At 65.9% G+C, this 25677-nt stretch carries 24 protein-coding genes; 13 read left to right on the top strand and 11 right to left on the bottom strand.

Annotated elements, in window-relative coordinates:
- Window positions 1-57: 57 nt before the first annotated feature.
- Entirely contained in the window at window positions 58-744 is a 687-nt protein-coding gene (locus LNV28_RS23375) for a CAAX prenyl protease-related protein (RefSeq protein WP_263518054.1), read from the bottom strand.
- Window positions 745-807: 63 nt separating this feature from the next.
- Complete coding sequence (locus tag LNV28_RS23380; RefSeq protein WP_263518149.1) at window positions 808-1710, bottom strand: LysR family transcriptional regulator; 903 nt, start codon at window positions 1708-1710, stop codon at window positions 808-810.
- Between the two features lie 131 nt (window positions 1711-1841).
- On the opposite strand from LNV28_RS23380, the gene LNV28_RS23385 reads away from it, so the two are divergent.
- Complete coding sequence (locus LNV28_RS23385; protein ID WP_263518053.1) at window positions 1842-2483, top strand: NAD(P)-dependent oxidoreductase; 642 nt, start codon at window positions 1842-1844, stop codon at window positions 2481-2483.
- Between the two features lie 10 nt (window positions 2484-2493).
- On the opposite strand, the gene LNV28_RS23390 is transcribed toward LNV28_RS23385, so the two are convergent.
- Window positions 2494-3351 (bottom strand): 23S rRNA (adenine(2030)-N(6))-methyltransferase RlmJ, encoded by an 858-nt coding sequence (locus LNV28_RS23390; RefSeq protein WP_263518052.1) that lies wholly within the window; start codon window positions 3349-3351, stop codon window positions 2494-2496.
- A gap of 70 nt (window positions 3352-3421) precedes the next feature.
- Window positions 3422-4636: a hypothetical protein gene (locus LNV28_RS23395; RefSeq protein WP_263518051.1), complete on the bottom strand. Its 1215-nt coding sequence runs from the start codon at window positions 4634-4636 to the stop codon at window positions 3422-3424.
- A gap of 160 nt (window positions 4637-4796) precedes the next feature.
- Here LNV28_RS23395 and LNV28_RS23400 point away from each other — a divergent pair, with 160 nt between their 5' ends.
- Window positions 4797-5873 (top strand): alkene reductase, encoded by a 1077-nt coding sequence (locus LNV28_RS23400; RefSeq protein ID WP_263518050.1) that lies wholly within the window; start codon window positions 4797-4799, stop codon window positions 5871-5873.
- Between the two features lie 3 nt (window positions 5874-5876).
- On the opposite strand, the gene LNV28_RS23405 is transcribed toward LNV28_RS23400, so the two are convergent.
- Both LNV28_RS23405 and LNV28_RS23410 read right to left on the bottom strand, forming a co-directional pair.
- The gene (locus LNV28_RS23405) at window positions 5877-7994 is read right to left on the bottom strand and encodes a S9 family peptidase (RefSeq protein WP_263569048.1); all 2118 of its coding nucleotides are present in this window, start codon (window positions 7992-7994) and stop codon (window positions 5877-5879) included.
- 17 nt (window positions 7995-8011) lie between these two features.
- Window positions 8012-8584: an MOSC domain-containing protein gene (locus LNV28_RS23410; RefSeq protein WP_263518048.1), complete on the bottom strand. Its 573-nt coding sequence runs from the start codon at window positions 8582-8584 to the stop codon at window positions 8012-8014.
- Between the two features lie 346 nt (window positions 8585-8930).
- Between LNV28_RS23410 and LNV28_RS23415 the strand changes: the two genes are divergently transcribed.
- Window positions 8931-10835, top strand: a complete 1905-nt coding sequence (locus LNV28_RS23415) for a phosphoenolpyruvate carboxykinase (GTP) (protein ID WP_263518047.1) — start codon at window positions 8931-8933, stop codon at window positions 10833-10835.
- 117 nt (window positions 10836-10952) lie between these two features.
- Here the strand turns inward: LNV28_RS23415 and LNV28_RS23420 are convergent, their stop codons facing one another.
- Complete coding sequence (locus LNV28_RS23420; RefSeq protein WP_263518046.1) at window positions 10953-11201, bottom strand: hypothetical protein; 249 nt, start codon at window positions 11199-11201, stop codon at window positions 10953-10955.
- A 127-nt stretch (window positions 11202-11328) separates the two neighbouring features.
- On the opposite strand from LNV28_RS23420, the gene LNV28_RS23425 reads away from it, so the two are divergent.
- The 4 genes from LNV28_RS23425 (at window position 11329) to LNV28_RS23440 (ending at window position 14416) form a co-directional block, all read left to right on the top strand.
- On the top strand, window positions 11329-12309 hold the full coding sequence (locus tag LNV28_RS23425; protein WP_263518045.1) for a LysR family transcriptional regulator: 981 nt from the start codon (window positions 11329-11331) through the stop codon (window positions 12307-12309).
- Entirely contained in the window at window positions 12306-13079 is a 774-nt protein-coding gene (locus LNV28_RS23430) for a UPF0149 family protein (protein ID WP_263518044.1), read from the top strand. Before LNV28_RS23425 ends, LNV28_RS23430 begins: the two co-directional genes overlap by 4 nt.
- Window positions 13080-13114: 35 nt before the next feature.
- Entirely contained in the window at window positions 13115-13906 is a 792-nt protein-coding gene (locus LNV28_RS23435) for a metallophosphoesterase (protein ID WP_263518043.1), read from the top strand.
- Between the two features lie 87 nt (window positions 13907-13993).
- Window positions 13994-14416: a universal stress protein gene (locus tag LNV28_RS23440; RefSeq protein ID WP_263518042.1), complete on the top strand. Its 423-nt coding sequence runs from the start codon at window positions 13994-13996 to the stop codon at window positions 14414-14416.
- Between the two features lie 10 nt (window positions 14417-14426).
- On the opposite strand, the gene LNV28_RS23445 is transcribed toward LNV28_RS23440, so the two are convergent.
- Window positions 14427-14642 carry a hypothetical protein gene (locus LNV28_RS23445; protein WP_263518041.1) on the bottom strand — a complete coding sequence of 72 codons (216 nt, stop codon included), beginning with the start codon at window positions 14640-14642 and terminating at the stop codon, window positions 14427-14429.
- Window positions 14643-14932: 290 nt separating this feature from the next.
- Here LNV28_RS23445 and LNV28_RS23450 point away from each other — a divergent pair, with 290 nt between their 5' ends.
- Complete coding sequence (locus tag LNV28_RS23450; protein ID WP_263518040.1) at window positions 14933-15127, top strand: hypothetical protein; 195 nt, start codon at window positions 14933-14935, stop codon at window positions 15125-15127.
- A 7-nt stretch (window positions 15128-15134) separates the two neighbouring features.
- Here the strand turns inward: LNV28_RS23450 and LNV28_RS23455 are convergent, their stop codons facing one another.
- Complete coding sequence (locus tag LNV28_RS23455) at window positions 15135-16064, bottom strand: LysR family transcriptional regulator ArgP (protein ID WP_263518039.1); 930 nt, start codon at window positions 16062-16064, stop codon at window positions 15135-15137.
- 76 nt (window positions 16065-16140) lie between these two features.
- On the opposite strand from LNV28_RS23455, the gene LNV28_RS23460 reads away from it, so the two are divergent.
- The 4 genes from LNV28_RS23460 to LNV28_RS23475 all read left to right on the top strand — a co-directional run bounded on the left by LNV28_RS23460 (window position 16141) and on the right by LNV28_RS23475 (window position 22003).
- Window positions 16141-16776 carry a LysE/ArgO family amino acid transporter gene (locus tag LNV28_RS23460; RefSeq protein ID WP_318013898.1) on the top strand — a complete coding sequence of 212 codons (636 nt, stop codon included), beginning with the start codon at window positions 16141-16143 and terminating at the stop codon, window positions 16774-16776.
- Window positions 16777-16800: 24 nt separating this feature from the next.
- Window positions 16801-18081 (top strand): D-amino acid dehydrogenase, encoded by a 1281-nt coding sequence (locus LNV28_RS23465; protein WP_263518038.1) that lies wholly within the window; start codon window positions 16801-16803, stop codon window positions 18079-18081.
- 85 nt (window positions 18082-18166) lie between these two features.
- The gene (locus LNV28_RS23470; RefSeq protein WP_263518037.1) at window positions 18167-19477 is read left to right on the top strand and encodes an Hsp70 family protein; all 1311 of its coding nucleotides are present in this window, start codon (window positions 18167-18169) and stop codon (window positions 19475-19477) included.
- 72 nt (window positions 19478-19549) lie between these two features.
- Complete coding sequence (locus tag LNV28_RS23475; RefSeq protein ID WP_263518036.1) at window positions 19550-22003, top strand: alpha/beta hydrolase family protein; 2454 nt, start codon at window positions 19550-19552, stop codon at window positions 22001-22003.
- A gap of 7 nt (window positions 22004-22010) precedes the next feature.
- On the opposite strand, the gene LNV28_RS23480 is transcribed toward LNV28_RS23475, so the two are convergent.
- Both LNV28_RS23480 and LNV28_RS23485 read right to left on the bottom strand, forming a co-directional pair.
- Window positions 22011-22826 (bottom strand): YecA/YgfB family protein, encoded by an 816-nt coding sequence (locus LNV28_RS23480; RefSeq protein WP_263518035.1) that lies wholly within the window; start codon window positions 22824-22826, stop codon window positions 22011-22013.
- Window positions 22827-22996: 170 nt separating this feature from the next.
- Window positions 22997-23998: a LysR family transcriptional regulator gene (locus LNV28_RS23485; protein ID WP_263518034.1), complete on the bottom strand. Its 1002-nt coding sequence runs from the start codon at window positions 23996-23998 to the stop codon at window positions 22997-22999.
- 97 nt (window positions 23999-24095) lie between these two features.
- Between LNV28_RS23485 and LNV28_RS23490 the strand changes: the two genes are divergently transcribed.
- The gene (locus tag LNV28_RS23490; RefSeq protein WP_263518033.1) at window positions 24096-25622 is read left to right on the top strand and encodes a CoA-acylating methylmalonate-semialdehyde dehydrogenase; all 1527 of its coding nucleotides are present in this window, start codon (window positions 24096-24098) and stop codon (window positions 25620-25622) included.
- Window positions 25623-25677: the final 55 nt, after the last annotated feature.

Genomic DNA, 25677 nt, shown 5'->3' on the forward strand with positions numbered 1-25677 from the left:
GTGGGGGTCAGGTCTTGCGGCGGGCAGACAAGCAGTCAAGGAGGGCAGCGCTGGGGCTCACCAGAACTGCCATTGCCCCGAATGGACCACCCAGATGCCCAGCAAGCCATTCGTCACGGCATGGGCGATCACGGCGCACCAGAGCCGGCCGGTGCGCACATACAGCCAGGCATAGGCCAGGCCGGCGACGATGGCGGCCAGCCACAAGGTGTGGGCCAGCATGAAGACAAAGGTGGACAGGGCAATGGCTTTGAGGCCGACGCGCTGCGGGTCCACAGTTTCGAACTGGGGGCTTTCGATCCAGCGCATCAGAAAACCGCGCCAGAACAGCTCTTCCATCACCGGCACCAGCAGGGCCGCGCCGATCCAGCGCAGCACGATCAGCGGCCAGTCGAGCTGGCCCTGGTCGTTCACCGGCACAAAGCTGGCGGTGGCCTCGCCCAGCTGCATCCAGGGCGCGTCGAGGTGGATCCACAGGCCAAATACGGCCACGCCGATGCCCACGCTCCAAAGCGTCTGGCGGGCGTTGGGGCGGTTCTGGCGGGCCAGCTCGCCATAGTCCTTCCAGAACCAGAACAGGGCGCCGCCGACGATGGCCACGCTCAGGCCGTAGACCCAGCGCGGGTCCAGCGCTCCGCCGGCCGGCAGCGCGCCACGCAAGGCCAGCAAGCCCATGAAGAGCGCAAAGGGAATGCTGCGCGCCAGGGCGGCGGCGCTGAGGCCGAGGGGAGGGGCTGTCTTCATGGTCGCTGGTGGGTCGGACAAGACGCGCAGCGTACCGCGAAACCATGACGGCTTCCCCCGGGGTCAGCCCGGTGGGGCGGGGCTCAGATGGGCGCGCAGCGCGGCAATCGCGTGGCGCACCTTGGCCGGCTGGGCATCGCGCTGCGGCGTCAGCGCATGGATGGGCAGGGGCGGCAGTTGCAGGCCCGGCAGCAGGGGCAGCAGCTGGCCGGCCTGGACCGAGGCGTGGACATCATCGCCGCCCAACATGGCCAGGCCCAGGCCGGCTTCGCAGAGCTGCTGCAGGCTGAGCTGGTTGTTGCTGCTGGCGCGCGGCCGCAGGTTCAGCTGCAGGGCTTCGTCGCCGCGCCGCAGGCTCAGGGCAAGGGGCTGGTCGGTGCCGCTGCGCAGGGCCAGCCAGTCGTGGCCACGATCGGCCAGATCGGCAAGGCTGGCGGGCACGCCTCGCTGCGCCAGGTAAGCAGGCGCGGCGTAGAGCCCCATGCTTTTCTCGCCGATGCGCTGGGCCACCCAGCTGCTGTCGGGCAGGCGGCCGAAGCGGATGGCCAGGTCGATGCGCCGGTCGACCAGATCGGTGGGCCCGTCTTCCACCTCCAGATGCAGGCTCAGGCCCGGATGTGCTTGCAGCAGGGGTGCCAGGGCCGGGCCCAGTTGGCGGGCAAAGCCCACGGGCGCGGCGACGCGCAACTCGCCCTCGGGCGCGTCGCGCAGCTGGATCAGCTGCTGTTGTGCGCCACGCGCGGCGCTGAGCATGGCGGCGCAGCCGGCGTGAAAAAGCTCGCCCGCCGGAGTCAGACTGAGCTTGCGGGTGCTGCGGTGCAAGAGCGTGACGCCCATATCACGCTCCAGCGCCCGCACCTGTTGGCTGACGGCCGAGGTGGTGGTCTGCAGCTGGCGCGCGGCGGCGACAAAGCTGCCTTGCTCCACCACCGTGGCCAGCACGGCCATGCGCTTGAGTTGGTCCAGCATGAAATGAAGTTTTTCTAAAGAGTCCAAGGCGATTCTGAGGACTTATGGCTGGATTGTGAAGTCCATAAAGTTGAGTCCATCGCAACCCGCCGGCCGCTGTGGCTGGCATATGAACTGAAGGACTGACTATGAAGATCGCATTGATTGGCGCCACCGGTTTCGTGGGCTCGGCGCTGCTGAAAGAGTTGCTGGCGCGCGGCCACAGCGTGCGAGCGCTGCTGCGCGACCCGGCCAAGCTGGCCGCGCAGCCGGGGCTGGAGGTGCATCAGGCCGATGCCACCCAGGCCGAGGCCGTGGCCGCGGCGGTGCAGGGCGTGGACGCGGTGCTGAGCGCCTACAACCCCGGTTGGGGCCACCCGGCGCTGTTCGAGGAGTTCCTGCGCGGCTCGGCCGCCATCACGGTCGGCGTCAAGCAGGCCGGCGTGGCGCGGCTGCTGGTGGTGGGCGGCGCGGGCAGCCTCTACGTGGCGCCCGGCGTGCAGCTGGTGGACACGCCGCAGTTCCCGGCCGAGTGGAAGGCCGGCGCCCTGGCGGCACGCGAGGCGCTGAACCGCCTGCGTGGCGAGCAGGAGCTGGACTGGGTGTTTGTCTCGCCGCCGGCGCACTTGGAGCCGGGCGAGCGCAGCGGCCAGTACCGCCTGGGCGGCGAGGAGCTGCTCAGCGATGCGCAGGGCCAGTCACGCATCAGCGTGGCCGACCTGGCCGTGGCCTTGGTGGATGAGCTGGAGGCGCCGCGGCATCACCGCGAACGCTTCACCGTGGCCTATTGAGCTCGAGCGCTCAGGACGTGCGCTGCTCCAGCACAAAGTTGGCGCCATCGTACTGGCCCAGCTTGTCGACCAGATAGGGCATGCAGGCCTGCAGATCGTCGTGCAGGGTGAAGGGCGGGTTGACCACGAACATGCCGCTGCCCAGCATGCCGAAGCCGCGCACATCGCCTTGCTGCTCGACGGTCAGGCGCACATGGAGCCAGCCCTTCTTGGCGCCTGCATCGGCGGCGGCCTTGAGGCGCTGGACCAGCTGCGCGGCCTCCAGCAGTTGCAGCTGCGGGTACCAGATCAGGAATACGCCGTCGGCAAAACGCTCCAGTCCTTCGCGCAAGGCGGTGACGACCTTGGCGTAGTCGGTCTTGAGCTCGTAGGACGGGTCCATCAGCACCACCGAGCGGCGCGAGGGTGGTGGCAGCTCGGCCCGGATGGCGCTGAAACCGTCTTTGTCGCTGACCTGGGTGTTGGGCCGGGTGGCGAGGTAGGTTTCGAGGATGCGGTAGTCGGTCGGGTGCAGCTCGTAGACGCGCAGGCGGTCGGTCTCGCGCATCAGCAGATTGGCGATCGCCGGCGAGCCCGGGTACTGGCGCAGCTGGCCGTCCGGGTTGAACAGGCGGATCGGCTCCATATAGCGGGCCAGGGGTTCGGGCAGGTCCTTGGCGTCCCAGAGCTTGGACACGCCGTGGACGTACTCGCCTTTCTTCTGCGCGTACTTGCCTTCGATTGAGTAACCGCCGGCACCTGCATGGGTGTCAACGAGGGTGTAGGGCTTCTCTTTTTCCGCCATATAGCGGAGCACCTGGGTCAGGACCAGGTGCTTGAGAACATCGGCATGGTTGCCGGCATGGAAGGCGTGGCGATAGGCGAGCATGGGCGAACTGTAGCGTGCGTGGCCCGCGCGAGGGTGTTTCGCTCGCCCGGGCGGGGCCGGGAAAGCGTGCTCAATCGAGCGGAAAGGCGCCGGGGCTCAAGCTTTGGCGCGCTTCCGTCAGAGGCACGCTGTGGTGCGGGGCCTGGTACTGGCGCTCGGGGCGCAGGGCCATACGCGGGCCGCTCGGCACCTGGGCAACGCCGGCTTCCACGGCCCGGCCTTGCCAGCGTGAGCCTGGGCGCAGGCGGTAGTCGCCCGTGGCGGGGTTGACGAAATCGTCCCAGCTGGCGTGGCCGTTGCCGGAGGCTTCCCAGTCGCGGGCGAGCGCCAGGCGGCTGGGGCCGGCCAGCAGATTGTTGAGCAGGCGCACGCGTACCGGCGCCGGGCCGGAATTCGTCTTCAGCTGCAGATAGTTGCCACCCGAGGCCCGCCGGTCGATCAAGGTGTTGTGCACCAGGATCAGCTCGTTCTCGGGCCAGACCTGGCCCTCGGCGCCGTAGGCCAGCAGCGTGGGGTTTTCGGTCTGCGCGCCTTGCACGATCAGATTGCCCATCACCCAGGCCCGGCCGCCGTTGGGGAACTCCAGTTCGTAGCTGGCGCGGCCATCGGGCTCGTCGCTGAGGCTGCTGTAGAGCAGCTGGGTGAAGGCGGCGCGGCTTTTCAGCAGGTGGCCGAAGTGGCCGTGGTGCAGATGGCAGCCGATCACGCGCAGCTCGGCGATGCGCCCGACGTAGAGGTTGTGGTTGTGGCGCTGGCCCGGCAGGATGGGGCCGAACTCGCAGTCCTCGAGATGCAGGCGCGCGTCGGCCTCGTTGTTGCTCAGCAGGCCCATCTGGTTGCCGTGGAAGCGGCAGTCACGCAGATGCAAAGAGCCTCGGTCCATGCGGATGCCGGCGCCATTGCCATCGGGCACGCGGGCGCCGCTGAAGTCAAAGCCTTCGATGCGCTGCCCTTGGCCGGCCGTGACGAAGATGCCTTTGCCCATGATGTGGGCGCCCTCGGCCTTGAGCCGAACACGGCCACCCACGGCGCGCAGATGCAGGCCGTTCTGCGGCCAGTGCGCCACATCAGCCCGGTACTCGCCGGCGTCCACCTCGATCAGGCAGCCCTCGCCCGCTGCGTGCGCGGCGGCGGCCAGGCTGCGCAAGGCGCGGCGCGGGCCGACCTGCAGCACTTGCCGGGGCTGCGCCCAGGCGCCAAACCCGCTGCAGGCGAGCGCGCCGGCCAGCCAGCGGCGTCGTGTGATCGGGTGCTGGGGGGTGATGAAAGCAGGGGCGGCAGGCATGGCGGCAGAGTCTATCCATCTAAGCAGGCGCCAGCCGGCACTGCCACAGGACGCAAACACTTGCAGCCGCGGGGCGGAGCTCCGGGCGGGTTAATCTGCGAGCTGTTCAACGTGTTCCATCGTTCTTCTGTCGCGTTCCGGCGCATCTTTGTTGCTGCTCATGCCCAATCTTTTCGACCCCATCCAGATCGGCGATGTTTCGCTGGCCAACCGCATCGTCATGGCGCCGCTGACGCGCAGCCGCTCGCCCGGCCTGGTGCCCGGCGAGCTGGTGGTCGAGTACTACCGCCAGCGCGCCACGGCCGGGCTGATCATCAGCGAGGGCACTCAGGTGTGCGCTGAAGGACAGGGTTATATCGACACGCCCGGCATCCACACGCCCGAGCAGGTGGCGGGCTGGAAGCGCGTGACCGACGCGGTGCATGCCGCCGGCGGCAAGATCGCTGCCCAGCTCTGGCATGTGGGCCGCATTTCCCACACCAGTTTCCAGCCTGAAGGCCGGGCGCCGGTGTCCTCGACCTCGCGCGCCGCCACTGGCCAGAGCTTCACGAAAGAGGGCTTTGTGCCCAACTCCGCACCGCATGCGCTGCGCACCGAGGAGATCGCCGGCGTGGTGGCCCAGTTCGCGTACGCGGCCCGCTGCGCCATGGAGGCGGGTTTCGATGCGGTGGAGGTGCACGGCGCCAACGGCTATCTGCTCGACCAGTTCATGCGCGACAGCATCAACGACCGCACTGACGACTACGGTGGCACCATCGCAAATCGTGCGCGCTTCACCATCGAGGTGATGACGGCTGTCAGCCAGGCCATCGGCAATGGCCGCGCCGGCCTGCGCCTGAGCCCGGTGACACCGAGCAATGATGCTGGCCCCGACAGCCAGGCTCAGGCGCTCTTCAACCATGTGGCCGAGCAGCTGGCGCCGCTCAAGCTGGCCTTCTTGCATGTGGTGGAAGGCCAGACCGGCGGCGCGCGCGACTACGCGCCGTTTGACTACGCCGCCATGCGCGAACGCTTCGCCGGCCCCTGGATGGTCAACAACGGCTACACCCGCGAGATGGCGCTGCAAGCCGTGGCCGAACACCGCGCCGACCTGGTCGCCTTCGGCCGCCCCTTCATCTCCAACCCCGACCTGGTGCGCCGCCTGCGCCTCAACGCCGAGCTGCAAACCCCCGAGCGCGCCACCATGTACGGTGGCGGGGCGCAGGGGTATACGGACTATCCGGCGCTGGGCGGCTGACGTTCAGCTGGAGACACGGCCGGGCCCGATGGTCTTGGCCAGGAACTTTTCCAGGTCGCCAAACAGTCGCAGGCGATACGGGTAGTGGCTCAGCTGGTGGTCGCCGTTTTCCAGGGTCACGAACTCATGGGGTTTGCCGGCGGCCTTGAGGGCTTCGGCCATCAAAACGCTGTGGCGGTAGTCGGCCTGGCGATCATGGGTGCCGTGAATCAGGTAAACCGGAATTTGAATCTTGTCAGCGTGGTGCCGGGGCGATGTAGCGAGCAGGCGTTCTCGGTCATCACGGTAATGACCAATCTGCCGACGTACGGCTTCCTTGCTGGAGTCCTGGCCTTCGTTTTCTGTCAGCTCGACGAGATCGGTCACTGGAGCAAATGCAAACGCTCCTTTGAACAGCAACGGTGTCTTGATCGCTCCCATCAAGGCCGCATAACCACCGTAACTGGCGCCAACGATGGCCACGCGGGCAGGGTCTGCAATGCCTCGCTTGATGAATTCCGCGACAGCGTCGCTGAGGTCGTCCTGCATCTCGAGGCCCCAGCGACGGAGACCGGCTTCCATGAAGGCGCGTCCGTAGCCGGTGGAGCCTCTGAAATTGACTTGCAGCACGGCATAGCCGCGGTCGGCCATGAAGGACACCCAGTCGCCAAACTCCGGGCCGTCGTCAGCCTGCGGACCGCCGTGCGGAAACAGCACCAGGGGCAAGGCCTTGTCTTTTTGGCTGCCGTGGGGGAGGGTCAGGTAGCCGTGCAGGGTCAGGCCGTCGCGCGCCTTGAACTGAATCGGTCGCTTTGAGGCCAGGGCTTGGAGATTGAGCTCTGGGTAGAGCGGGGCCAAAGTCTTGATACTCGGGTTGTCTCCCTCCTCGCCCAAATAGAGCGTGCCGGGGAGTCCGACTTTGCTGGACCGAAGCACATAGCGCAAACCATTGGCACTGACGCTGCCGATTTGGTTGAACCGCTGGGGCAAGGCCTCGTCAATGGCCTTCTGCCATTCTTTGTATCGAGGGTCCCAAAAATAGATACTGGAATCACCCAGGCGCGTGGTGTTGATGCCGACGGCTTCACCTTTGGGGTCATGAATCAGGCTGCCGTCAAGGTCGTAGCGTTCATCACTGAGCTTGACGGTCATAGACAAATTAGGGTCCCGTAGGTCCACCACTTGAACCGCGGTCATGCCCTTGTGCTCAGCAAGCACGTAGAGCTGATGGGGATCCAGACCAAAACCGAGCACCGCGAGCGAGCGCTGCGAAAGCGGACCAAAACTGCGCAGGATTCGCCAGTTGTTGCCGTCGGTGTCACACACCCAGATGGTGTAGTCGCCCTCTTCGCTCATGGTCATGGCGACGCGGGCCCGGTGCTGGCGGTCGGTCACCCAGTCAATCGCTTCGGGGCGCCCTCCTGCATAGAACTTGCGTTCGCCCGTGTCTACGTTGACTTTGTAGATGACCCGTGTGTAGCTGCGTTCGCTATTGGGCAGGCGGAGCAGAATGTGCTTGCCGTCTTCGGGTAGCCAATCGATGACCCGGTCCTGGTTGCTCACCCAGCGCAGCTCATTACTCCCGACTTTAGCTTTGACAAGGTTGACCAATTGGCTGCCGTCTGCATTGACGGCCACCAGGCGTGTTTCCATGGTGGGTTGACTTTGCACGAAATTGATCATGCGCTTGGCCGGGAAGCGCAGGCTGAGCACCAGTCTTTCGTTGTTGACCCAGCGGAACCACTGGAAGATGAATTCCAGGTTGTCGGTCGATGTGACTGTCTGCACAGGACCACCAGTAAAGGCTCGCGTCACCAGCGTGCTGGTGCTGCCGTTGTTGACGATGGCGGCAATGCGCTCACCATTGGGCGAAATGGCCACTTGCTGCATCAGTGGTCGGCGCGCAAATGCCTCCAGTGGATGCGGTTGATTGGGTGTTGTCGGGGTCTGCGCCCAGACTGGCAGGGTCGTGACAGAGCAAGCCCCGACCAGGCCTTGCAAAACTTTGCGTCGCTTGAAACTTGCCATCCCTGCCAGCCTCCCGAGCCTTGCGGCCCTTGTTGTTTCGAATGGCCCGCATTCTTTGATGCAGCCCTGAAACTGACGATGGGTGTTTGCCCGGGGAATAGGCGACCTGACCACACCGTCTAGCTTGACGGTCAGCGTCGCATCCTGGCCCTGAAGAGTTCCGGTATCGACACCTCGCGCGGCCCCGGCAGGAGCTCGAAACTTTCGCCGGCCTGCAGGGAGCCGGCCGTCTTGACGGCCAGGTAGAAACCGCACCAGCCGCTCTCGCTCATCAGCTTGGCTGCCTTGTTGAAGCCCATGACGGCGTTGAATTTGAAGCAGGGTTGGCGCGGCTCGCTGACGATCAGTTCGGCTGCGGCGAAGCGCAGCACATCACCCACCCAGACCTGGCTTTCGAGCAGGCCAGCCAGAGTCAGGTTTTCGCCCAGGCTGCCAGGTGGCAGCGTTTCGCCCCAGGCGGCCGCGCCGGCCTGCGCGCGCACGGTTTGCCAGAAGGCGTAGTGCTCCTGAGGGTAGGCGTAGACGGCCTTGCTGAGCCCGCCGTGGACGCTCAGGTCGACCTGCTCATCGCCTGCCAGTCCCATGGGGTTCAAGGCGACCGGCCCGTGAACGGGGCGCTTGGCGATGCCGCTGCGCACCTCTTGTCCGTCCAGACAGCGCAAGGTCTGGGCGGCCGCCACATTGATGCTGATCAGTTTGCTCATGGGCTGAAGTGTGACAAATCTGGCGCCTCCGCCGAACAGTGCAGCTGCAATCCGACGCGGGCATGACTTCATTCTGGAAATGCATAACAGCGGGTTCTCCCAGAGTTACGGCGTCGTTACATTGGAGTGACAATTGCTTCCCCGCCGTGAACCGACGGGGAAAATTGCATCGATCGAAGCGCGTCGCTCCCACCGGAGTGAGCCTTGCCTGAGAGAGCCGGAACCGTCACAGCGGGCTTGGTCATCAGCGGCATTGGGTCAGGCCCGACCTGCGTGTACTCCCTATCAAGTGAGTACATGCTTACGAGCTTGACCCAATTCTGCTTTTATATTGATTGGGAACGCTATGAACCAACCCGTGATGGAAGGGCTGCGCCTGAATGTGCCGGCTTATGTGAAACACCAGCGCTTGATCGCCTGGGTGGCCGAGGTCGCGGCACTGACCCAGGCCAAGGATGTGTACTGGTGTGACGGCTCCGAAGAAGAGTACGACCGCCTCTGCGCCCAGCTGGTTGCGGCCGGTACCTTCAAGAAACTCAACCCGGCCCTGCGCCCGAACAGCTATCTCGCTTGCAGCGACCCCAGCGATGTGGCGCGCGTGGAAGACCGCACTTACATCTGCTCGGCCAAGAAGGAAGACGCCGGCCCGACCAATAACTGGATGGACCCGGCTGAGATGCGGACCCTGCTGCAGACCGGCGATAAGGCCTTGTTCAAGGGTGCCATGGCCGGCCGTACGCTTTACGTCGTGCCCTTCAGCATGGGCCCGATCGGCTCCCCGATCGCCCACATCGGCATTGAGCTGTCCGACAGCCCTTATGTGGCCGTGAACATGCGCACCATGACCCGCATGGGTCGTGCCGTGCTGGACGTGCTGGGCCAAGACGGCACCTTCGTGCCCTGCGTGCACACCGTCGGCGCGCCGCTGCAGGCAGGCCAGGCCGATGTGAAGTGGCCGTGCAACCAAACCAAGTACATCGTCCATTTCCCGGAAACCCGCGAAATCTGGTCCTACGGCTCGGGCTATGGCGGCAATGCCTTGCTGGGCAAGAAGTGCTTTGCCCTGCGCATCGCCTCGACCATGGGCCGTGCGGACTCGCAGGGGCCCTCCGGTAGCCCAGGCTGGTTGGCCGAACACATGCTGATCCTGGGCGTGACCTCGCCTGCGGGCAAGAAGTACCACTTCGCGGCCGCCTTCCCCAGCGCCTGCGGCAAGACCAACTTCTCCATGCTGATTCCGCCGGCTGCTTTTGACGGTTGGAAGGTGACCACCATTGGTGACGACATCGCTTGGATCAAGCCCGGTACCGATGGTCGCCTCTACGCCATCAACCCCGAGGCAGGCTACTTCGGCGTCGCCCCTGGCACCAACACGCTGACCAACTTCAACTGCATGGCCAGCCTGAACCAGAACGTGATCTTCACCAACGTCGGCCTCACCGACGACGGCGATGTCTGGTGGGAAGGCATGACCGACACCCCGCCGGCACACCTGATCGACTGGCAAGGCAAGGACTGGACGCCGGCAATTGCCAAGGAAACCGGCGCCAAGGCCGCCCATCCCAACGCCCGTTTCACCGTCTCGGCCATCAACAATCCGGCGCTCGACGCCGATTGGGACAACCCGGCCGGTGTGCCCATCGATGCCTTCATCTTTGGCGGCCGCCGCTCGACCACCGTGCCTCTGGTGACCGAAGCCCGTGACTGGGTGGAGGGCGTGTACATGGCCGCCACCATGGGCTCGGAAACCACTGCTGCCGCAGCGGGCCAGCAAGGCGTGGTGCGCCGCGACCCCTTCGCCATGCTGCCCTTCATGGGCTACAACATGAGCGACTACTTCCAGCATTGGCTGGACATGGGCAAGAAGTTGCAGGCCCTTTGCGCAACGTCCGGTGCCAAGCTGCCGGCCATCTACTGCGTCAATTGGTTCCGCAAGGGCGCCGACGGCAAGTTCGTCTGGCCGGGCTACGGCGAAAACATGCGCGTGCTGAAGTGGATGCTGGACCGCGTCGAAGGCACGGGCCAGGGCGAGGAACATGCCTTTGGCGTCACCCCGCGCTACCAGGACATCAACTGGCAAGGTCTGAACTTCAGCCAGGAGCAGTTCAACATCACCACCCATATCGACAAGGCCGCGTGGGCGGTCGAGATGGGCCTGCATGAGGAACTGTTCGCCCAGCTGGCGTATCACCTGCCAGCCGAGTTGCCCGCCACCAAGGCCAAGATCGAAGCGCGCCTGGCCGCCGAGTGATGCATCTCTGAGCCTGGACTTTGCAGCAAGCGCAGCAAAGGCCAGTTCGGAAAGCAAAAAGCCCGCAGAAGCGGGCTTTTTTACGTCCGTAGGCAGCGCAGGGCTGCCGAAGCGGTTTCAGCGGCGGCAGTTGGCGGCGCGCAGTTCGGCGGCGAAGGTGGGCATGCTGTCCTGGTAGAAGTCGGCCAGGGCCAACAGCTCGCGCTGTGCGCGGGCTTCGGCCGCGGCGGCCATGCGTGCCTTGACGGATTCCATCAAGCGCAGCCAGACGCGGGCGCCGATGGCGGTGAAGGTGCCGCCATGACGCACGTTTTGACGCAGGTTCTGACGTGCGGGGAGGCCGAAAGTTTGGGTCGCGATGCTCATGGCAATTCCTGTTGGGTGGTTTTTTGAACCGATGCTGGATTGTCGGGTAAACCCTAGTGCGATTGCCAATGAATTGTTGGAATTGAAGATATAAGTAATCCGTATATCTTGAGTCAGGGTGAACGCCGTGAACTTCCGCAATCTCGATCTGAACTTGCTGCGCGTCTTCGATGCCGTGATGGCCGAGCAAAGCCTGACCCGGGCGGCCCAGCGCCTGGCCATGACCCAACCGGCTGTCAGCCATGCGCTCAAGCGTTTGCGCGAGGCTACGGGCGAGGATCTCTTCGTCCGTCAGGCCTTTGGCATGAAACCGACTTCGCGGGCCGAGGGCTTGTGGCCCGAGGTGCGCCTGATCCTGCAGCGTCTGCAATCGCTGCTGGCGCCGGGGGAGTTCCAGCCCGAGCAGGAGGAACATACCTTTCGCATTGCCATGGCCGATGCCACGGCGGCCTTGCTCTTGCCGCCCTTGGTGGCGCAGCTAGAGCAGGCGCGCGCCTTGGCCAATGTCCATGTACTGCCGCTGACCACCCGCGACCCACGCGCCCTGCTCGACCAAGGCGAGGTGGACATTGCCGTGGGCTACTTTCCTGGCGCCGTGGCCGCCTTGCGCGCTCAGGGCGGCCAGTCGGTGATCCGCCAGCATCGGCTCTACGACAGCGAGTACGTCTGTGTCATGCGCCGCGGCCACCCCTTGGCGGAGCAGACCTTGGACCTCGAGGCCTACTGCTCGGCCCACCATCTGCTGGTCAGCTTTTCCGGGCGACCCCATGGCTTTGTCGATGAAGCCTTGAATGCCGTGAACCGCAGTCGTCGCATCGTGCTGACGGTCAACCAGTTTTTCACGGCCGGGCGGGTGGTGGCTCAATCTGACTTGCTGACGGTGCTGCCCGCCAGCTTCATCGAAGCCACGGGCTACCGCAGTCAGTTGATCGAGCGCCCCTTGCCGGTGCCTTTGTCACGGGTTCATGTGGACATGCTCTGGCATTTGCGCAGCGAAGGGCGCAGTGCCGAGAGCTGGCTCCGTGAACGTGTGATCGAGGCCGCACGGCGAGCCCAGGCGGTGGGAGTGCTTGCGAACGAAGCCACTGCGGCGACAATCGCACCATGAGCATCGACCTGACCGACACCGAGTTCGCCGAACTCGACGAACTTCTTGCCACCACGCCCGCCCCGCTGCAGGCCCTGGACGCGTCCATGTTGGACGGCTACCTGTGCGGCGTGCTGGTGCAGCCGCGCATGATCGACATCGAGGAGTGGCTGCCCAATATCTTCGACTACGACGGCGGCGTGCTGCCCGAGGAAGTCGACGCGACCTGGCTGGCCCGCATCCGTGAACTGGTCGAGCGCCGCTACACCGCCCTCAACAAGGCCATGGTGGAAGACGGCTGGTTCGATCCCGTCGTGCTGGACCTGGAAGAGCCTGCCGAAGGCGATGCGGAAGCTGCAACGCCGGCGCCGGCCGATGGCAGCGAGGAAGACGCCCAGGCTCGGGCCACCTATGCCGGCATGAGCTTGATTTCGCGCACGCTGATGCCCTGGGTGGCGGGTTTCCAGCATGCCGCTTTGTGCTTCCCCGATCTGGCCGATATGCCGGACGATGCCGTGATGGCCGCCCTGGCGCGCCTGTACCGCCATCTGCCCGCGGAAACGGACGAAGAGAAGGAAGTTGTCGCCACCTTGGACCGCGAGCACCCGCTCAAGGATCTGGACGAGGCGATCGAGGAACTGATCGTCACCGTGGCCGATTTGCGCGATCTGACCGAAGAACAGCGCTACCACGTCGAGACGCTGCGTCGCGAAGGCCCCAAGCTCGGCCGCAACGACCCTTGCCACTGCGGCTCGGGCCGCAAGTACAAGCAGTGTCACGGCGCCAACTGAGCGTGGCGCGGTTTTGCTGAGCTGGCGCAACCCTGATGCGCCTGCAACTGCTGTCCGATCTCCATCTGGAGACGGAGTCCTTCGACCCTGAGCCCGCGCCCGGCGCCGACCTGCTGGTGCTGGCTGGCGATGTAGACAGCCGCTGGGACGGCTTGCGCCGTTTTCGCGATTGGCCCGTGCCGGTTTTGTTTGTGCCCGGCAATCACGAATACGACGGGCGCGACTTTGATCAGGCCCGTTCGGGCCTGCAAGCCTTGTCGGACGAACTCGGCTTCACCTTGCTCGACGACAGCGCCTGCATCCGCAGCGACGCTGCCGGGCGACGGGTGCGCTTTCTTGGCAGTACGCGCTGGAGCGATTTCGATGCTTTCGGCCCGGCGCAGCGCGAACGCGCCCTGCGCGCCGGCAGCTACTTTCAGCGGGTCATGGGCGCAACCCGTGGCGGCGCTTCCTTTGACGCCGCCGCGGTGCGGGAGCAAGCCCTGCGCTGCCTGCATTGGTTGGAGGGTGAGCTGAGCCAAGTTGAGCATGGCGCGGACTGGGATGCCACCGTGGTCATCACCCATTTCGCGCCCAGCTTGCGCAGTGCGGACCCGCGCTATGGCAAGCAGCCGGGAACGGCCAGTTTCTGCAATGACGACGAAGCCCTGTTGCCGCGCGCGCGCCTGTGGTTGCACGGCCATCTGCACTGCCAGAACGACTATCGCTTTGAGCATGCCGGCGGTGACACGCGGGTGGTCTGCAATGCACGTGGCCACGGACGCAAGGGCGAACCGGCGGGCTTCGAGCCCCGCTTGTTGATCGAGGTGTTTCCCGATCGGGCTTGATCGACATCAGCAGGGCAGTGCGCTCCTGTGTCAGACTTCGAAGTTGAAGCCGGACACTTGTTCTCGGCGCATCAAGGAGTGTTGTCGATGAAGATTCTCGTTGCCGTTGATGGAAGCAGTTACACCAAGCGCATGCTGGCCTATCTGGCCGCCCACGATGAATGGCTGGGCGGTGCACACCAGTACACCGTGCTGCATGCGGTGCCGGCCATTCCGCCGCGGGCGGCTGCCGTGCTCGACAAGGACTTGCTGAAGGGCTATTACGCCGACGAAGGCGAGAAGGTCCTGAAAACTTTGCGCAGCTTCTTTGCCAAGCAGAAATTGCCGGCCGAGTTCGTCAACAAGGTGGGGCCGGCGGCCGACGTGATCGCCAGTGCAGCCGAAAAAGGCAAGTTCGATCTGCTCATACTGGGCTCGCATGGCCACAGCGCGATCGGCAATTTGGTGCTCGGTTCAGTGGCCACCAAAGTGATGGCGCATTGCAGCGTGCCGGTGCTGCTGGTGCGCTGAGCGCGTCGTTTCAGTTGCGCTTGGCAGACAGCCAGGCCAAGGGGGATTCAAGCGCAGCGCGGGAGCGCTGCGACTCCAGTTCCACCTCGCTGATGCTGGCGCGGTAGTCGTCACCATCTTCCAGGCTGGCCTCCATGCCGAAGGCAGTACCGAGGTCGGCCGGGTCTTGCTCATGCACGGTGGGCGAGTTGCGGCGGAAGAAGCGCAAAGCTGGGGCGAATCGCATGTCAAACCTCGCACATCGGTGGGTAAAGCGAGCATCAGTAGCTGCGAAACCAGTGTGCGCGATGGCCCGAGTTTGCGAATCCCCAAACTGGGTGCTCTTCGCGGCACAGTTGGTAAAAAGACACGGTTTTTGGGTGTGGCAAAATCGCGCGCTCACAAATCCTTACCAGGCAGTGAGGGGAAAAACCCTTCACTCCCCCCTTGGATGGATGGTCAGCCCAGACCGTTGTGGCTATTCTCCGTGCCATCCAAGACGCCAACTGCGTCACGAACTCCAACCAAGAAGTCCCGATGAATGCATCTCTGATGAAGTGGCTCGCCCTGAGCATGGTCGGTATGGTCATGAGCAGCGCCGTGGTGCTGGCCAGTTCGGTCCAGGATCAGGCCCGCCCCGAGACCCGCCGCATGGCTCAGCCGGGCGCAAGTGCAGATGTGGTGGTGGCTGCCGTGGCGGCGCCGGCTGCATCTTCGGCACGGGCCGAATAAACGTACATCACATCGACAGGGCTGCGCGCGCGCCCAGAGCCAGCGCGCGGCCGATTTGGTCCAGCAAGGCCACCCGCGCCGGTGCAGCCACCAGGTCCGACATCAGCTTCCACTGATGCCAGTACAGCGTCACATCGACGCTCAACTCCGGCCGCAGGAGCACCAGCGCACCGCTCTGCAGCAGCGGCCGCACCTGCAACTCCGGCGCCACGCCGACACCCCAACCCATGCGGACGGCTTGCACATAGGCCTCGCTGGACGGCACATAGCGCTCTTGCAGCCGCGGTGCCTGCACCTGGAAGGCCTTGGACACCCACTGCACCTGACTGTCGTCCTTGCGGTTGAAGACCAGAAAAGGCGTGCTGGCGAAATTGGCTTCGTTCAGGCCCTCGGGCAGTTGCCGCCGCAGGAATTCCGGGCTGGCCACAGCGACATAGCGCATCACCCCCAGCGGTTGCACCAGACAGCCTCGCAGCGCCTGGCTGACCGTGCTGACACAGCCCAGCACTTCGCCCTGGCGTAGCCAATCATGGGTGAAGTCCTGGTCGTCCACCACCAGCTCCAGGCCATAGCCTTCGCGCAGGCCGGCCTGCACCACCGGGTCCAGGGCCGGCAGCACCCAGGTGGCCAGGCTGTCGGCATTGATAGCGATGGCGATGCGCTCGTTCGGCGCCACCTGCGCGCCCAGTTCGCGCGCCACATCGGTGCGCAGTGCCTGCAGCTGGCGTGCAAAGCGCAGCAGCACCTTGCCCGGTTCGGTCAGACGCAGCGGCCGTGAGCGCACCACCAGCAGCTGGCCGACTTGCGCCTCCAGGCTGCGCAGGCGCTGCGAGATGGCGCTTTGGGTGATGGACAGGCGCTGAGCGGCGCGTTCGAAGCTGCGCTCATCGGCCAGGGCGGCCAAGCAGTCCAGTCCAGCGGAATCCAGGTCTTTCATAAGTCCGGCTAATGTACGCCGACAAATATGAATCACGCTTCTGGTTTGCACGGACTCTGCCGACAATCCGCCACCCATGATGGATAGCAACCCCAGCGCCCTCGGCGCCATGACCCAAGGCTGGCTCAGCGGCGCCAGTTTGATCATGGCCATTGGTGCGCAAAACGCTTTGGTGCTGCGTCAAGGTTTGCTGAGAAGCCATGTGGCGCCGGTGGTGGCCCTGTGCGCGGTGTCAGATCTGTTGTTGATCTGCCTCGGCGTTTTCGGCCTCGGCGCCGCCATCGCCTCCAGTGCCTGGTTGATGAACGCCTTTCGCTACGGCGGCGCTCTGTTCCTGCTCTGGTACGGCGTGCAGGCAGCCCTCCGTGCCTGGCGCGGCACCGGTGCGCTCGAAGCTGCCGCCGGTTCGGCCGGCTTGGCAGCCACCTTGCTCAGCGCACTGGCCATGACCTATCTGAACCCGCATGTCTATTTGGACACGGTGGTGCTCTTGGGCCTGCTCGGCAACCAGCAGCCGGCGGATTTGCGCTGGGCGTTCGCGACGGGCGCCTCCCTGGCATCCGTGATGTGGTTCACGCTTTTGGGTTTTGGCGCAGCCGCGGCCGCCGGCCCCTTGCGCCGGCCGTTGGTTTGGCGCGGCATTGATGCACTGATCGCTTTGCTGATGTTTGCCTTGGGATTACAACTGCTGCTGGGTCCCATTGGCGTTTGAATTTGAACTTGTGGAGTACACGCAATGAAAGTCGTCGTCCTGGGAGCCGGCATCATCGGCATCAGCACCGCTTGGTACCTGCTGGAGCAAGGCCATGAGGTGACCGTGGTGGATCGCCAGCCCGATGCGGCGCTGGAAACCAGCTTCGCCAATGGCGCGCAGATCTCGGTCAGCTTCTGCGAACCTTGGGCCAATGCCGGCGCGCCCTTCAAGGTGGCCAAGTGGCTGCTGCGCGACGACTCGCCCCTGCTGTTTCGCCCCAGCCTGGACCCCAAGCAATGGATCTGGGGCCTGAGCTTTTTGACCCAATGCAGCAACGCCGCCTTTGAGCGCAATGTCGAGCAGTTGGTGCAGTTGGGCCGCTACAGCCATGAGTCGCTCAAGACCCTGGTCAGCCAGACCGGCATCGAGTACGAGCGCCTGGAGCGAGGCATCCTGCACTTCTTCTCCTCGCAGGCCGACTTCGAGGCCGGTGCCGCCGGTGCCGAGATCATGCGTCGCCACGGCGTGGACCGCCGCGTGTTGGGCCGCGATGAGGTGCTGAAGATCGAGCCGGCCCTGGCTGCCTTCGGCCGCAACATCCACGGCGGCACCTTCACGCCCAGCGATGAATCGGGCGACGCCAAGGTCTTCACGCAAAAGCTGGCCCAGCTCTGTCAGCAGCGCGGCGCTACCTTCCTGTACGAGCACGACATCCTGCAGCTCTCGCGCAGCGGCCAGCAGATCGACGCGGTGCAGATTGCCGACGTGCGCAGTGGCAAGAAGCGTGAGCTGCGCGCCGACGCTTTTGTCGCCGCCATGGGGTCCTTCACGCCCGCACTGGTAAAACCCTTGGGCGAGTTCCTCAACATCTACCCGGCCAAGGGCTATTCGGCCACGCTCAAGCTCAAGAAGCCGGAGCAAGCCAGCGTCGTCAGCCTGCTCGACGACACCCGCAAGATCGCCATTTCGCGCCTGGGCGACAGCATCCGCATCGCCGGCACGGCCGAGCTCTGCGGCTTCGACAGCGACCTCAGCCGTCCAACCTCGCGCACCCGCTGCGAGGCCCTGGTCAAGCGCTATGAAGAGTTGTTCCCCGGTGTGGCCGACCTCAGCGAGACCAATTACTGGACCGGCCTGCGCCCGAGCACGCCGACCAACATCCCCTACATCGGCCGCAGCAAGAAGGCTGCCAATCTTTGGCTCAATGCCGGCCACGGCACCCTGGGCTGGACCCATGGCGCTGGCTCCGGCCATGCCCTGGCCGAATTGATGGCCGGACGCCGCCCGCCCATGGAGTTCAACTTCTACGGTTCGGGCTTCTGAGTCAGGCAGCCCGGGCGCGCCTGCCGCAGGCGGGCCGGTACAATCCGCGCCCCCCTGCCGTTCGGCCCATTCCTGCCGTTTTCCCATGAGCCACGCTTCCGCCCCGTCCTTCTGCGCCATTGACTTTGGCACCTCCAACTCGGCGATTGCCGTGCCCAAGGAGGAGGGAGGCATGCGTCTGGTGGAACTGGAGGGCGCGCACACCACCATGCCCACGGCGGTTTTCTACTTTGTGGAAGGCCGGCATGATGCCGATGGCCCGCCGCGCGCCTTCGGCCGTGCGGCGGTGGCGGCTTATGTCGAGGGGGCAGATGGCCGGTTGATGCGCTCGATGAAGAGCATCCTGGGTTCGGGCCTGATCGAGCAGACCACCGATGTCGGTGGCGGCCGAGGCGTCAAGTACTCGGACATCCTGGCCGGCTACCTCAAGCGCTTGCGTAACACGGCGCAGGCTTCGGGTGCCGTCGGTGCCCTGAACAAGCTGGTGCTGGGCCGGCCGGTGTTCTTCGTTGATGGTGAGCCGGCGCGTGACGCCGCAGCGCAAGCCTCGCTGGAAGCGGCCGCCCACAAGGTCGGCTTCGACGAGGTGCATTTCCAGTTCGAGCCCATCGCGGCGGCCTTCGACTTTGAGCACCAGATCGACCGTGAGCAGATCGTGCTGGTCGCCGACATCGGCGGCGGTACCTCCGACTTCTCCGTCGTGCGCGTCGGCCCCGAACGCATGAACCGCCTCGATCGCCGCGACGACATCCTGGCCAACCACGGCGTGCACATCGCCGGCACTGATTTCGACCGCCACATCGAATTGGCCAGCGTCTTGCGCGAGTTCGGCTACCGCAGCTTCGGCCCCGAGCGTGCCGGTTCGCCGCCGCGCGAAGTACCCAGCGGCGTCTATTTCGACCTGGCCACCTGGCACTTGATCAACACCGTCTACAGCCCGCAGCGCGTGGCCGAGCTGCGCCAGATGCGCAGCTTCTACGGCAATATCCAGCACCACCAGCGCCTGATGACGGTGGTGGAAGATCACCTCGGCCACGAACTGGCCGGCCGTGCCGAAGACGCCAAGATTGCCGTCTCCGGCGGTGGCGACACCGTCATCGACCTCGGCCTGGTCGAAAGCGGCCTCGAAGTTGCCTTGAGCGAAACGGTGGCGGTGCAGGCGCTGGAAGCCGACATTGGCCGCATCGTCCAGGCCGGCCGCGAGGCCGTGGCCCAGGCCGGCTTGCGGCCCGATCAGATCAACGCGCTCTACTTCACCGGCGGCTCCACCGGCCTGCGCTTCCTGGCCGAGAAGATCGCCGCCGACTACCCGCAAGCCCAGCATGTGCGCGGCGACCGTTTTGCGTCGGTGGCCACGGGCCTCGGTCTGCACGCCGCACGCCTCTTCACTCAGTAAACCCGACAGGTGGGGCGCCGTGGTCGGCGCTGCTAGAGTCCTCGCTTCGTTTCAAAACGGCGACACAGACTCATGGCCTTCAGCCCCGCCCCTCGTCTCTTGCCCCTGGCCATTGCGCTGGCCCTGGGCTGCCTGAATCCCTCGTTCGCGCAAGCGCCGCAAGCAGCGACTGCCACGGCTGATGCCGAGGGCTATCAGCAGCCTTCGGCGGCCATGCGTGCCGTGCTCGACGCGCCGGGCCTGCCGGTGCACCAGCTCTCGCCCGATCAGAAGACGCTGGCGGTGCTTCAGTTGCAGCGTCACCGCACCATCGCCGATCTGGCTCGCCCCATCCATCGCCTGGCCGGTGGCCGGTATGACGCCGCGGCCGGCGGCCCACAGATGCTGAGCGTGATTGAGTCCTTGCAGCTGCGTGACCTGGCACGGCCCGAAGCGCCGGCGCGCGAGCTGCGCCTGCCGGCCGGTGGCGCTTTCCACCAGCTGCGCTGGTCGCCGGACGGCCGCCGCTTCCTGCTCAACCGCCGCAGCGACAAGGCCATCGAGCTCTGGGTCGGTGAGGTCGCCACCGGCGCGCTCAAGCCGCTGCGCGGCGTGCGCCTGAACACCATGTACGAGCGCAATGTGGCCTGGCTCAATGCCGACGAGCTGGTGGTGGTGGCCGTGCCGGACCAGCGCGGCCCGGCACCGCAGTTCAGCGTACCCAGCGGTCCGTCCATTCAGGAGTCCATGGGCCAGACCTCGCCCGAGTACACGCGCCAGGACCTGCTCAAGAACCGCCAGGACGAGGCCTTGTTCCAGCACCAGGCCAGCGCCGTGCTGCGCCGGGTGGACCTGCGCAGTGGCGCTTCGCGCGAGATCGGCGCGCCGGGCCTGATCGCTCAGGTACAGACCGTGGGCACGCAGGGCGCGCTCTTGGTCGAACGCCTGGTGCCGCCCTTCAGCTACCAGGTCGGCGCCAATGACTTCGGCCGCGAGGTCGAGCTGCGCGACGCCCAGGGCAAGCTGCTGCGCAGCCTGGGCGCCGTCAAGACCCGCCAAGGTGTGCCGGTCGAAGGCGTGATCACCGGCCCGCGCGACTACTGGGCTTCGCCCCTGGCCGATGGCGCTGTCTACTGGGTGGAAGCTCTGGACGGCGGTGACCCGAACACCAAGGTCAGCCATCGCGACCGTCTGATGCGCCTGGACGCGCCCTACCAGGGCGAGGCGCGAGAGGTCCATCGCACCGCCGGCCGCCTGATCAACCTGAGTTTTGTCGAGTCCAAGCCACGCGCCTTGGTGGCCGAGTTCGACCGTGACCGCCGCTGGCTCAGCGTCGACCTGCTGGCGCTGGACGGCAGCGCGCCGCCGCAGCGCCTGCAGGACCGCTCGCAACGTGACCGCTACAAGGATCCCGGCCAGCCGCTGACCCGTGTGCTGCCCAACGGCCACAGCGTCGCGCGCTTGGATGCTGAAGACCGCTTGCTGCTGGTCGGCCAGGGCGCCAGCCCGGCCGGCGACCGGCCCTTCATCGACCGCCTGAGCCTCAAGACCGGCCAGACCGAGCGCCTGTTCCAGTCCGGCAGCACGCACTACGAGCGGCCCATCACCTTGCTGGCCGATGGCCGCTTGCTGAGCAGCCGTGAGACCTTCAACGAGCCGCCCAATCTGCTGCTGCGCAGCGGTGCCGATTTCGGCCAGATGCAGGCCCTGACCCAGCACCGCGACCCGACGCCGCAGCTGCGCGACATCCAGCGCGAGCTGGTCAAGTTCAAGCGCGCCGATGGCGTGGAGCTGAGCTTCTGGCTCTACTTGCCGCCCGATTTCAAGAAGGGGGAGCCGCGCCCGACTTTCGTCTGGGCCTACCCGCTGGAGTTCACCGATGCCTCGACCGCCGGCCAGGTCAGCGGCTCGGCCACGCGCTTCAACACCTTCGGCGGCACCAGCCCGCTGATGTTGCTGCTCGACGGCTATGTGGTGTTGATGGACGCGACCATGCCCGTGGTCGGCGATCCGAAGACGGTCAACGACAGCTTTGTCGAGCAGATCACGGCCAATGCCCAGGCCATCATCGACAAAGCGGTGGAGCTGGGCGTCAGCGAGCGCTCTCAGATGGTGGTGGGCGGCCACAGCTACGGCGCTTTCATGACGGCCAATCTGCTGGCCCACACCGACCTGTTCAAGTCCGGCATTGCGCGCAGCGGCGCCTACAACCGCACGCTCACGCCCTTCGGCTTCCAGAGCGAACGCCGCACCTACTGGGAGGCGCAAGACGTCTACCTGCGCCTGTCACCGTTCAACTACGCCAACAAGCTCAAGGAACCCATCTTGCTGATCCACGGCGAGAACGACGACAACCCGGGCACCTATCCGATCCAGACCCAGCGCCTGTACCAGGCTCTGGCCGGTACCGGCGGCAAGGTCCGTTATGTGACCTTGCCGCTGGAGTCACACGGTTATGCGGCGCGCGAGTCGCAAGGCCATGTGTTGCGCGAGATGAGCGACTGGATGAAGCGCCAGACCCGCGATCCGCGGGCCCCCAAGCCTTGAGTCGGCTTCAGTAGCGGCCGCGCGGCGGCGGGCCGCGCCGGGCCGGCGGGCGCTGCGGGGCTGCCGGTTTCGCCTGCGGCCGGCTGACGTCGGCCAGCATCAGGCAGGCGCTGACTAGGCCTTCCACCGCCTCTTCCAGATCCTTGGGCGGCTCCAGCGACTCGATTTCTTCGAGCAAGTCGTCGGCGTCCTCGAGGTCATCCGGATCCAGGTGCATGAAGATGGCGGCCAGGGGTTCCAGCAGGTCGGCCGCGTCCTCGCGCATCAGCTCGGGGAAGCGTTCGGTGGCCAGGGCGAAGCCGGCCACCCAGGGGAAGACCACTTCAGAGGGCTCGGCCTCGTCTTCTTCATCCTCGCCCTGCATCTCGAACACCCAGGGGTCGAACCACTGGCGGTCGACGATGGCTTGGTTGAGCTGCTGGTAGCGGCGCTTGACCAGGGCCAGCAGCGGCCGGCTGTCGAAGCGCTCGGGCGGGTTGCGGCCTTCCTCGCTGTCCAGCACATGGCGGGTCCACTGAAAGGCCGGCACGGCCTTGGGCTGCAACAGCACGCCGACCAGAAAGCCGTCCAGCATGCTGACATCGAGCGGTTCCAGGGGCGCCGGAACCTGATCCAGCAGCGTCTGCAAATGTTCGAGTTCGGCTTCGTTCAGTGGCTCGGCCGGCGCTTTCACGGCGGCGGCCGGTGCTGGGCGCTCGCCAGGCCGACTGCCAGCCCGGGCATTGGGGCCTTGGCCCGGCGCCGAGCCTGGGCGACGGCCGGGGGCCTGTCGGGGGGCGTGGGCGGGCGAACGTGGGCGCGGCGGCTTGGTGTTTGAATTCATGACGCTATTGTCCGGCGGAAGCTGTGCTTGTCCACGGCTGTCCGGTCAAGTGCCGGAGAACTCCCACCGAATGGGGATACCCAGGCCGGCTTTCGCCACCTAGAGTACGGACCAAGCGAGGCGTTCCACGAACCCTTGCAAACGTCCCAACGACGTCCTTTCGAGGACTTTCAACGCTCATCTGGCCTGCCAGGTGGGCGTTTTTTTTGCCCCGGCGCTGCCGGTGCGCCAAAGCCGCCCGCCAAGGCCAGGCGCAGCGCCGCCACCAGCAGTTGCACCGGCCGCGGCGTGGCGCTGCTCCAGGGCCGCAGGGCGTAGATGGCGTCGCCAAAGAAGCCGACCGGCCGCCAGTCCGGCAGCAGTTCGACCAGCTCGCCGCTCGCCAGCGCCGCAGCGGCGCTGAAATCGGGCAGCAGGGCGAGGCCCAGTCCGTCCAGCGCCGCTTCGCGCAGGATTTCGCTATTGCCGGCGCGCAGCGGGCCTTGCACCTGCACTTTCACGCGCTCCGCCTCCTGCCCGACGTCCTGGCGCTCGAACAGCCACTGCGCCGGCCCGGGGCGCAAGTAGGCCAGGCAGGCGTGTTCCGCCAGATCCTCAGGGCGGCTCGGCGCCGGGCGCTGGCGCAGATAGGCCGGGCTGGCCAGGAGCAGGGCGCGGCTGTCGCAGAGCTTGACAGCGACATGGCTGTCGAGCGGCGCGCTGCAGTGGCGCACGGCCAGGTCGAAACCTTCCTGGGCCAGGGCAACGAGGCGGTCGGACAGGTCCAGCTCGATCTGGATCTCCGGGTAGTCCTGGCAAAAACGATTCAGCAGCGGCGCCAGATGCTGGCGCCCCAGGGCCACCGGCGCGCTCAGGCGCAGGCGGCCGCGCGGTTGGCCGACGGCGTCGCGGCTGGCACCCAGGGCGGCCGTGATCTGGGCCAGCGGCGCGGCCGTTTCGGCCACCAGGCGCTGGCCGGCTTCGCTCAGGCGCACCGAGCGCGTGGTGCGTGCCACCAGGTTCTGACCCAATTGGCGCTCCAGGTCGGCGATGCGCTGGCTGACCGCGGCCTTGGACAGGCCCAGACGCTGCGCAGCCTTGGTGAAACTGCCCAGCTGGGCGATCACGCTGAGGGCGTGGAGCTGGCCCCAGAGCTGGTCAGGACGCGCTTCGGTGCTGGTGGGTGACTTCATGATTGTTCATTTTGCCGAACAATCAAGTTGCTGAATATGGATTGGCAGCCCAGCCCGGCCTGCCTAGACTGGGCCACCGACCCGGAGACCCCCCGCCATGAGCCACAACCCCGTTCCTCCCTTCGAGCGCCGCGACGATGTCGGCCATTTCATCAACGGCCGTGCACAGGCCGCCAGCTCGGGGCGCAGCCAGCCGATCTACAACCCGGCCACCGGTCAGGTGGTGCGCCAGGTGCAACTGGCCAGCGCGGCCGATGTGGAGTCCGCCGTGGCCGCGGCGCAAGCGGCCTTCCCGGCCTGGGCCGATGCGCCGCCCTTGCGCCGCGCGCGGGTGATGTTCAAGTTCCTGGAGCTGCTGCACGCGAACAAGGACGAGCTGGCCGCCATGATCACGGCCGAACATGGCAAGGTCTTCACCGACGCGCAGGGCGAGGTGGCGCGCGGCATCGACATCGTCGAATTCGCCTGCGGTGCACCGCAGCTGCTCAAGGGCGATTTCAGCGACCAGGTCTCGGCCGGCATGGACAACTGGACCCTGCGCCAGCCGCTCGGTGTGGTGGCCGGCATCACCCCCTTCAACTTCCCCTTCATGGTGCCCATGTGGATGGCGCCGCTGGCCCTGGTGACCGGCAACTGCTTCATCCTGAAGCCCAGCGAACGTGACCCCTCGCCCAGCCTGTTCGTGGCCGAGCTGCTGCAACGCGCTGGCCTGCCGGATGGTGTGTTCAATGTGCTGCAGGGGGACAAGCTGGCCGTGGACGGCTTGCTGCACCACCCCGATGTGAAGGCGCTCAGCTTCGTCGGCTCCACGCCCATCGCCCAGTACATCTACCAAACAGGCGCGGCCCAGGGCAAGCGCGTGCAGGCCCTGGGCGGGGCCAAGAACCATATGGTGGTGATGCCCGATGCCGACATCGAACAGACGGTCGATGCCTTGATCGGCGCGGCCTACGGTTCGGCCGGCGAGCGCTGCATGGCGATCTCGGTGGCGGTGCTGGTCGGCGATGTGGCCGATCGCATCATCCCGGCCGTGGCCGAACGGGCCCGCCGCCTCAAGATCAAGAACGGCATGGAACTCGATGCCGAAATGGGCCCCATCGTCAGCCGCGAGGCGCTGACGCGCATCGAGAACTACATCGCCCTGGGCGTGGAGGAGGGCGCCAGTCTGGTGGTGGACGGCCGCGGCCATCAGGTGGCCGGTCATGAGGGCGGTTTCTTCACCGGCGGCACCCTGTTCGACCATGTGCGGCCCGAGATGCGCATCTACCGCGAGGAGATCTTCGGCCCGGTGCTGGCCTGCGTGCGCGTGCCCGATTTCGCGGCCGCAGTTGAGCTGGTCAACACCCATGAGTTCGGCAACGGCGTGGCCTGCTACACCAGCGACGGCCACATCGCCCGCGAATTCGTGCGCCGCATCCAGGTCGGCATGGTGGGCATCAATGTGCCCATCCCGGTGCCCATGGCCTGGCAGGGCTTTGGCGGCTGGAAGAAGAGCTTGTTCGGCGATATGCATGCCTACGGCGAAGAGGGCGTGCGCTTCTACACCAAGCAGAAAAGCGTGATGCAGCGTTGGCCGGCCAGCGTCGCCAAGGGTGCCGAGTTTGTAATGCCGACCAGCCGCTGAGCGAGCGGCGTCGTGTGAACAGGCCCTGGGCGAAAATGGCAGGATCGGGCCTTTG

The organism is Paucibacter sp. DJ2R-2 (genome assembly GCF_025717675.1).
In the GTDB taxonomy this organism is placed as follows: Bacteria; Pseudomonadota; Gammaproteobacteria; order Burkholderiales; family Burkholderiaceae_C; genus Paucibacter_A.

Coding starts and splice junctions, on each gene's coding strand:
- LNV28_RS23420 (WP_263518046.1), bottom strand. CDS start 11,201: ATGAGCATCGCGACCCAAACTTTCGGCCTCCCCGCACGTCAGAACCTG.
- LNV28_RS23440 (WP_263518042.1), top strand. CDS start 13,994: ATGAAGATTCTCGTTGCCGTTGATGGAAGCAGTTACACCAAGCGCATG.
- LNV28_RS23460 (WP_318013898.1), top strand. CDS start 16,141: ATGATGGATAGCAACCCCAGCGCCCTCGGCGCCATGACCCAAGGCTGG.
- LNV28_RS23445 (WP_263518041.1), bottom strand. CDS start 14,642: ATGCGATTCGCCCCAGCTTTGCGCTTCTTCCGCCGCAACTCGCCCACC.
- LNV28_RS23385 (WP_263518053.1), top strand. CDS start 1,842: ATGAAGATCGCATTGATTGGCGCCACCGGTTTCGTGGGCTCGGCGCTG.
- LNV28_RS23480 (WP_263518035.1), bottom strand. CDS start 22,826: ATGAATTCAAACACCAAGCCGCCGCGCCCACGTTCGCCCGCCCACGCC.
- LNV28_RS23400 (WP_263518050.1), top strand. CDS start 4,797: ATGCCCAATCTTTTCGACCCCATCCAGATCGGCGATGTTTCGCTGGCC.
- LNV28_RS23435 (WP_263518043.1), top strand. CDS start 13,115: ATGCGCCTGCAACTGCTGTCCGATCTCCATCTGGAGACGGAGTCCTTC.
- LNV28_RS23375 (WP_263518054.1), bottom strand. CDS start 744: ATGAAGACAGCCCCTCCCCTCGGCCTCAGCGCCGCCGCCCTGGCGCGC.
- LNV28_RS23410 (WP_263518048.1), bottom strand. CDS start 8,584: ATGAGCAAACTGATCAGCATCAATGTGGCGGCCGCCCAGACCTTGCGC.
- LNV28_RS23470 (WP_263518037.1), top strand. CDS start 18,167: ATGAGCCACGCTTCCGCCCCGTCCTTCTGCGCCATTGACTTTGGCACC.
- LNV28_RS23390 (WP_263518052.1), bottom strand. CDS start 3,351: ATGCTCGCCTATCGCCACGCCTTCCATGCCGGCAACCATGCCGATGTT.
- LNV28_RS23455 (WP_263518039.1), bottom strand. CDS start 16,064: ATGAAAGACCTGGATTCCGCTGGACTGGACTGCTTGGCCGCCCTGGCC.
- LNV28_RS23430 (WP_263518044.1), top strand. CDS start 12,306: ATGAGCATCGACCTGACCGACACCGAGTTCGCCGAACTCGACGAACTT.
- LNV28_RS23395 (WP_263518051.1), bottom strand. CDS start 4,636: ATGCCTGCCGCCCCTGCTTTCATCACCCCCCAGCACCCGATCACACGA.
- LNV28_RS23485 (WP_263518034.1), bottom strand. CDS start 23,998: ATGAAGTCACCCACCAGCACCGAAGCGCGTCCTGACCAGCTCTGGGGC.
- LNV28_RS23475 (WP_263518036.1), top strand. CDS start 19,550: ATGGCCTTCAGCCCCGCCCCTCGTCTCTTGCCCCTGGCCATTGCGCTG.
- LNV28_RS23450 (WP_263518040.1), top strand. CDS start 14,933: ATGAATGCATCTCTGATGAAGTGGCTCGCCCTGAGCATGGTCGGTATG.
- LNV28_RS23490 (WP_263518033.1), top strand. CDS start 24,096: ATGAGCCACAACCCCGTTCCTCCCTTCGAGCGCCGCGACGATGTCGGC.
- LNV28_RS23465 (WP_263518038.1), top strand. CDS start 16,801: ATGAAAGTCGTCGTCCTGGGAGCCGGCATCATCGGCATCAGCACCGCT.
- LNV28_RS23415 (WP_263518047.1), top strand. CDS start 8,931: ATGAACCAACCCGTGATGGAAGGGCTGCGCCTGAATGTGCCGGCTTAT.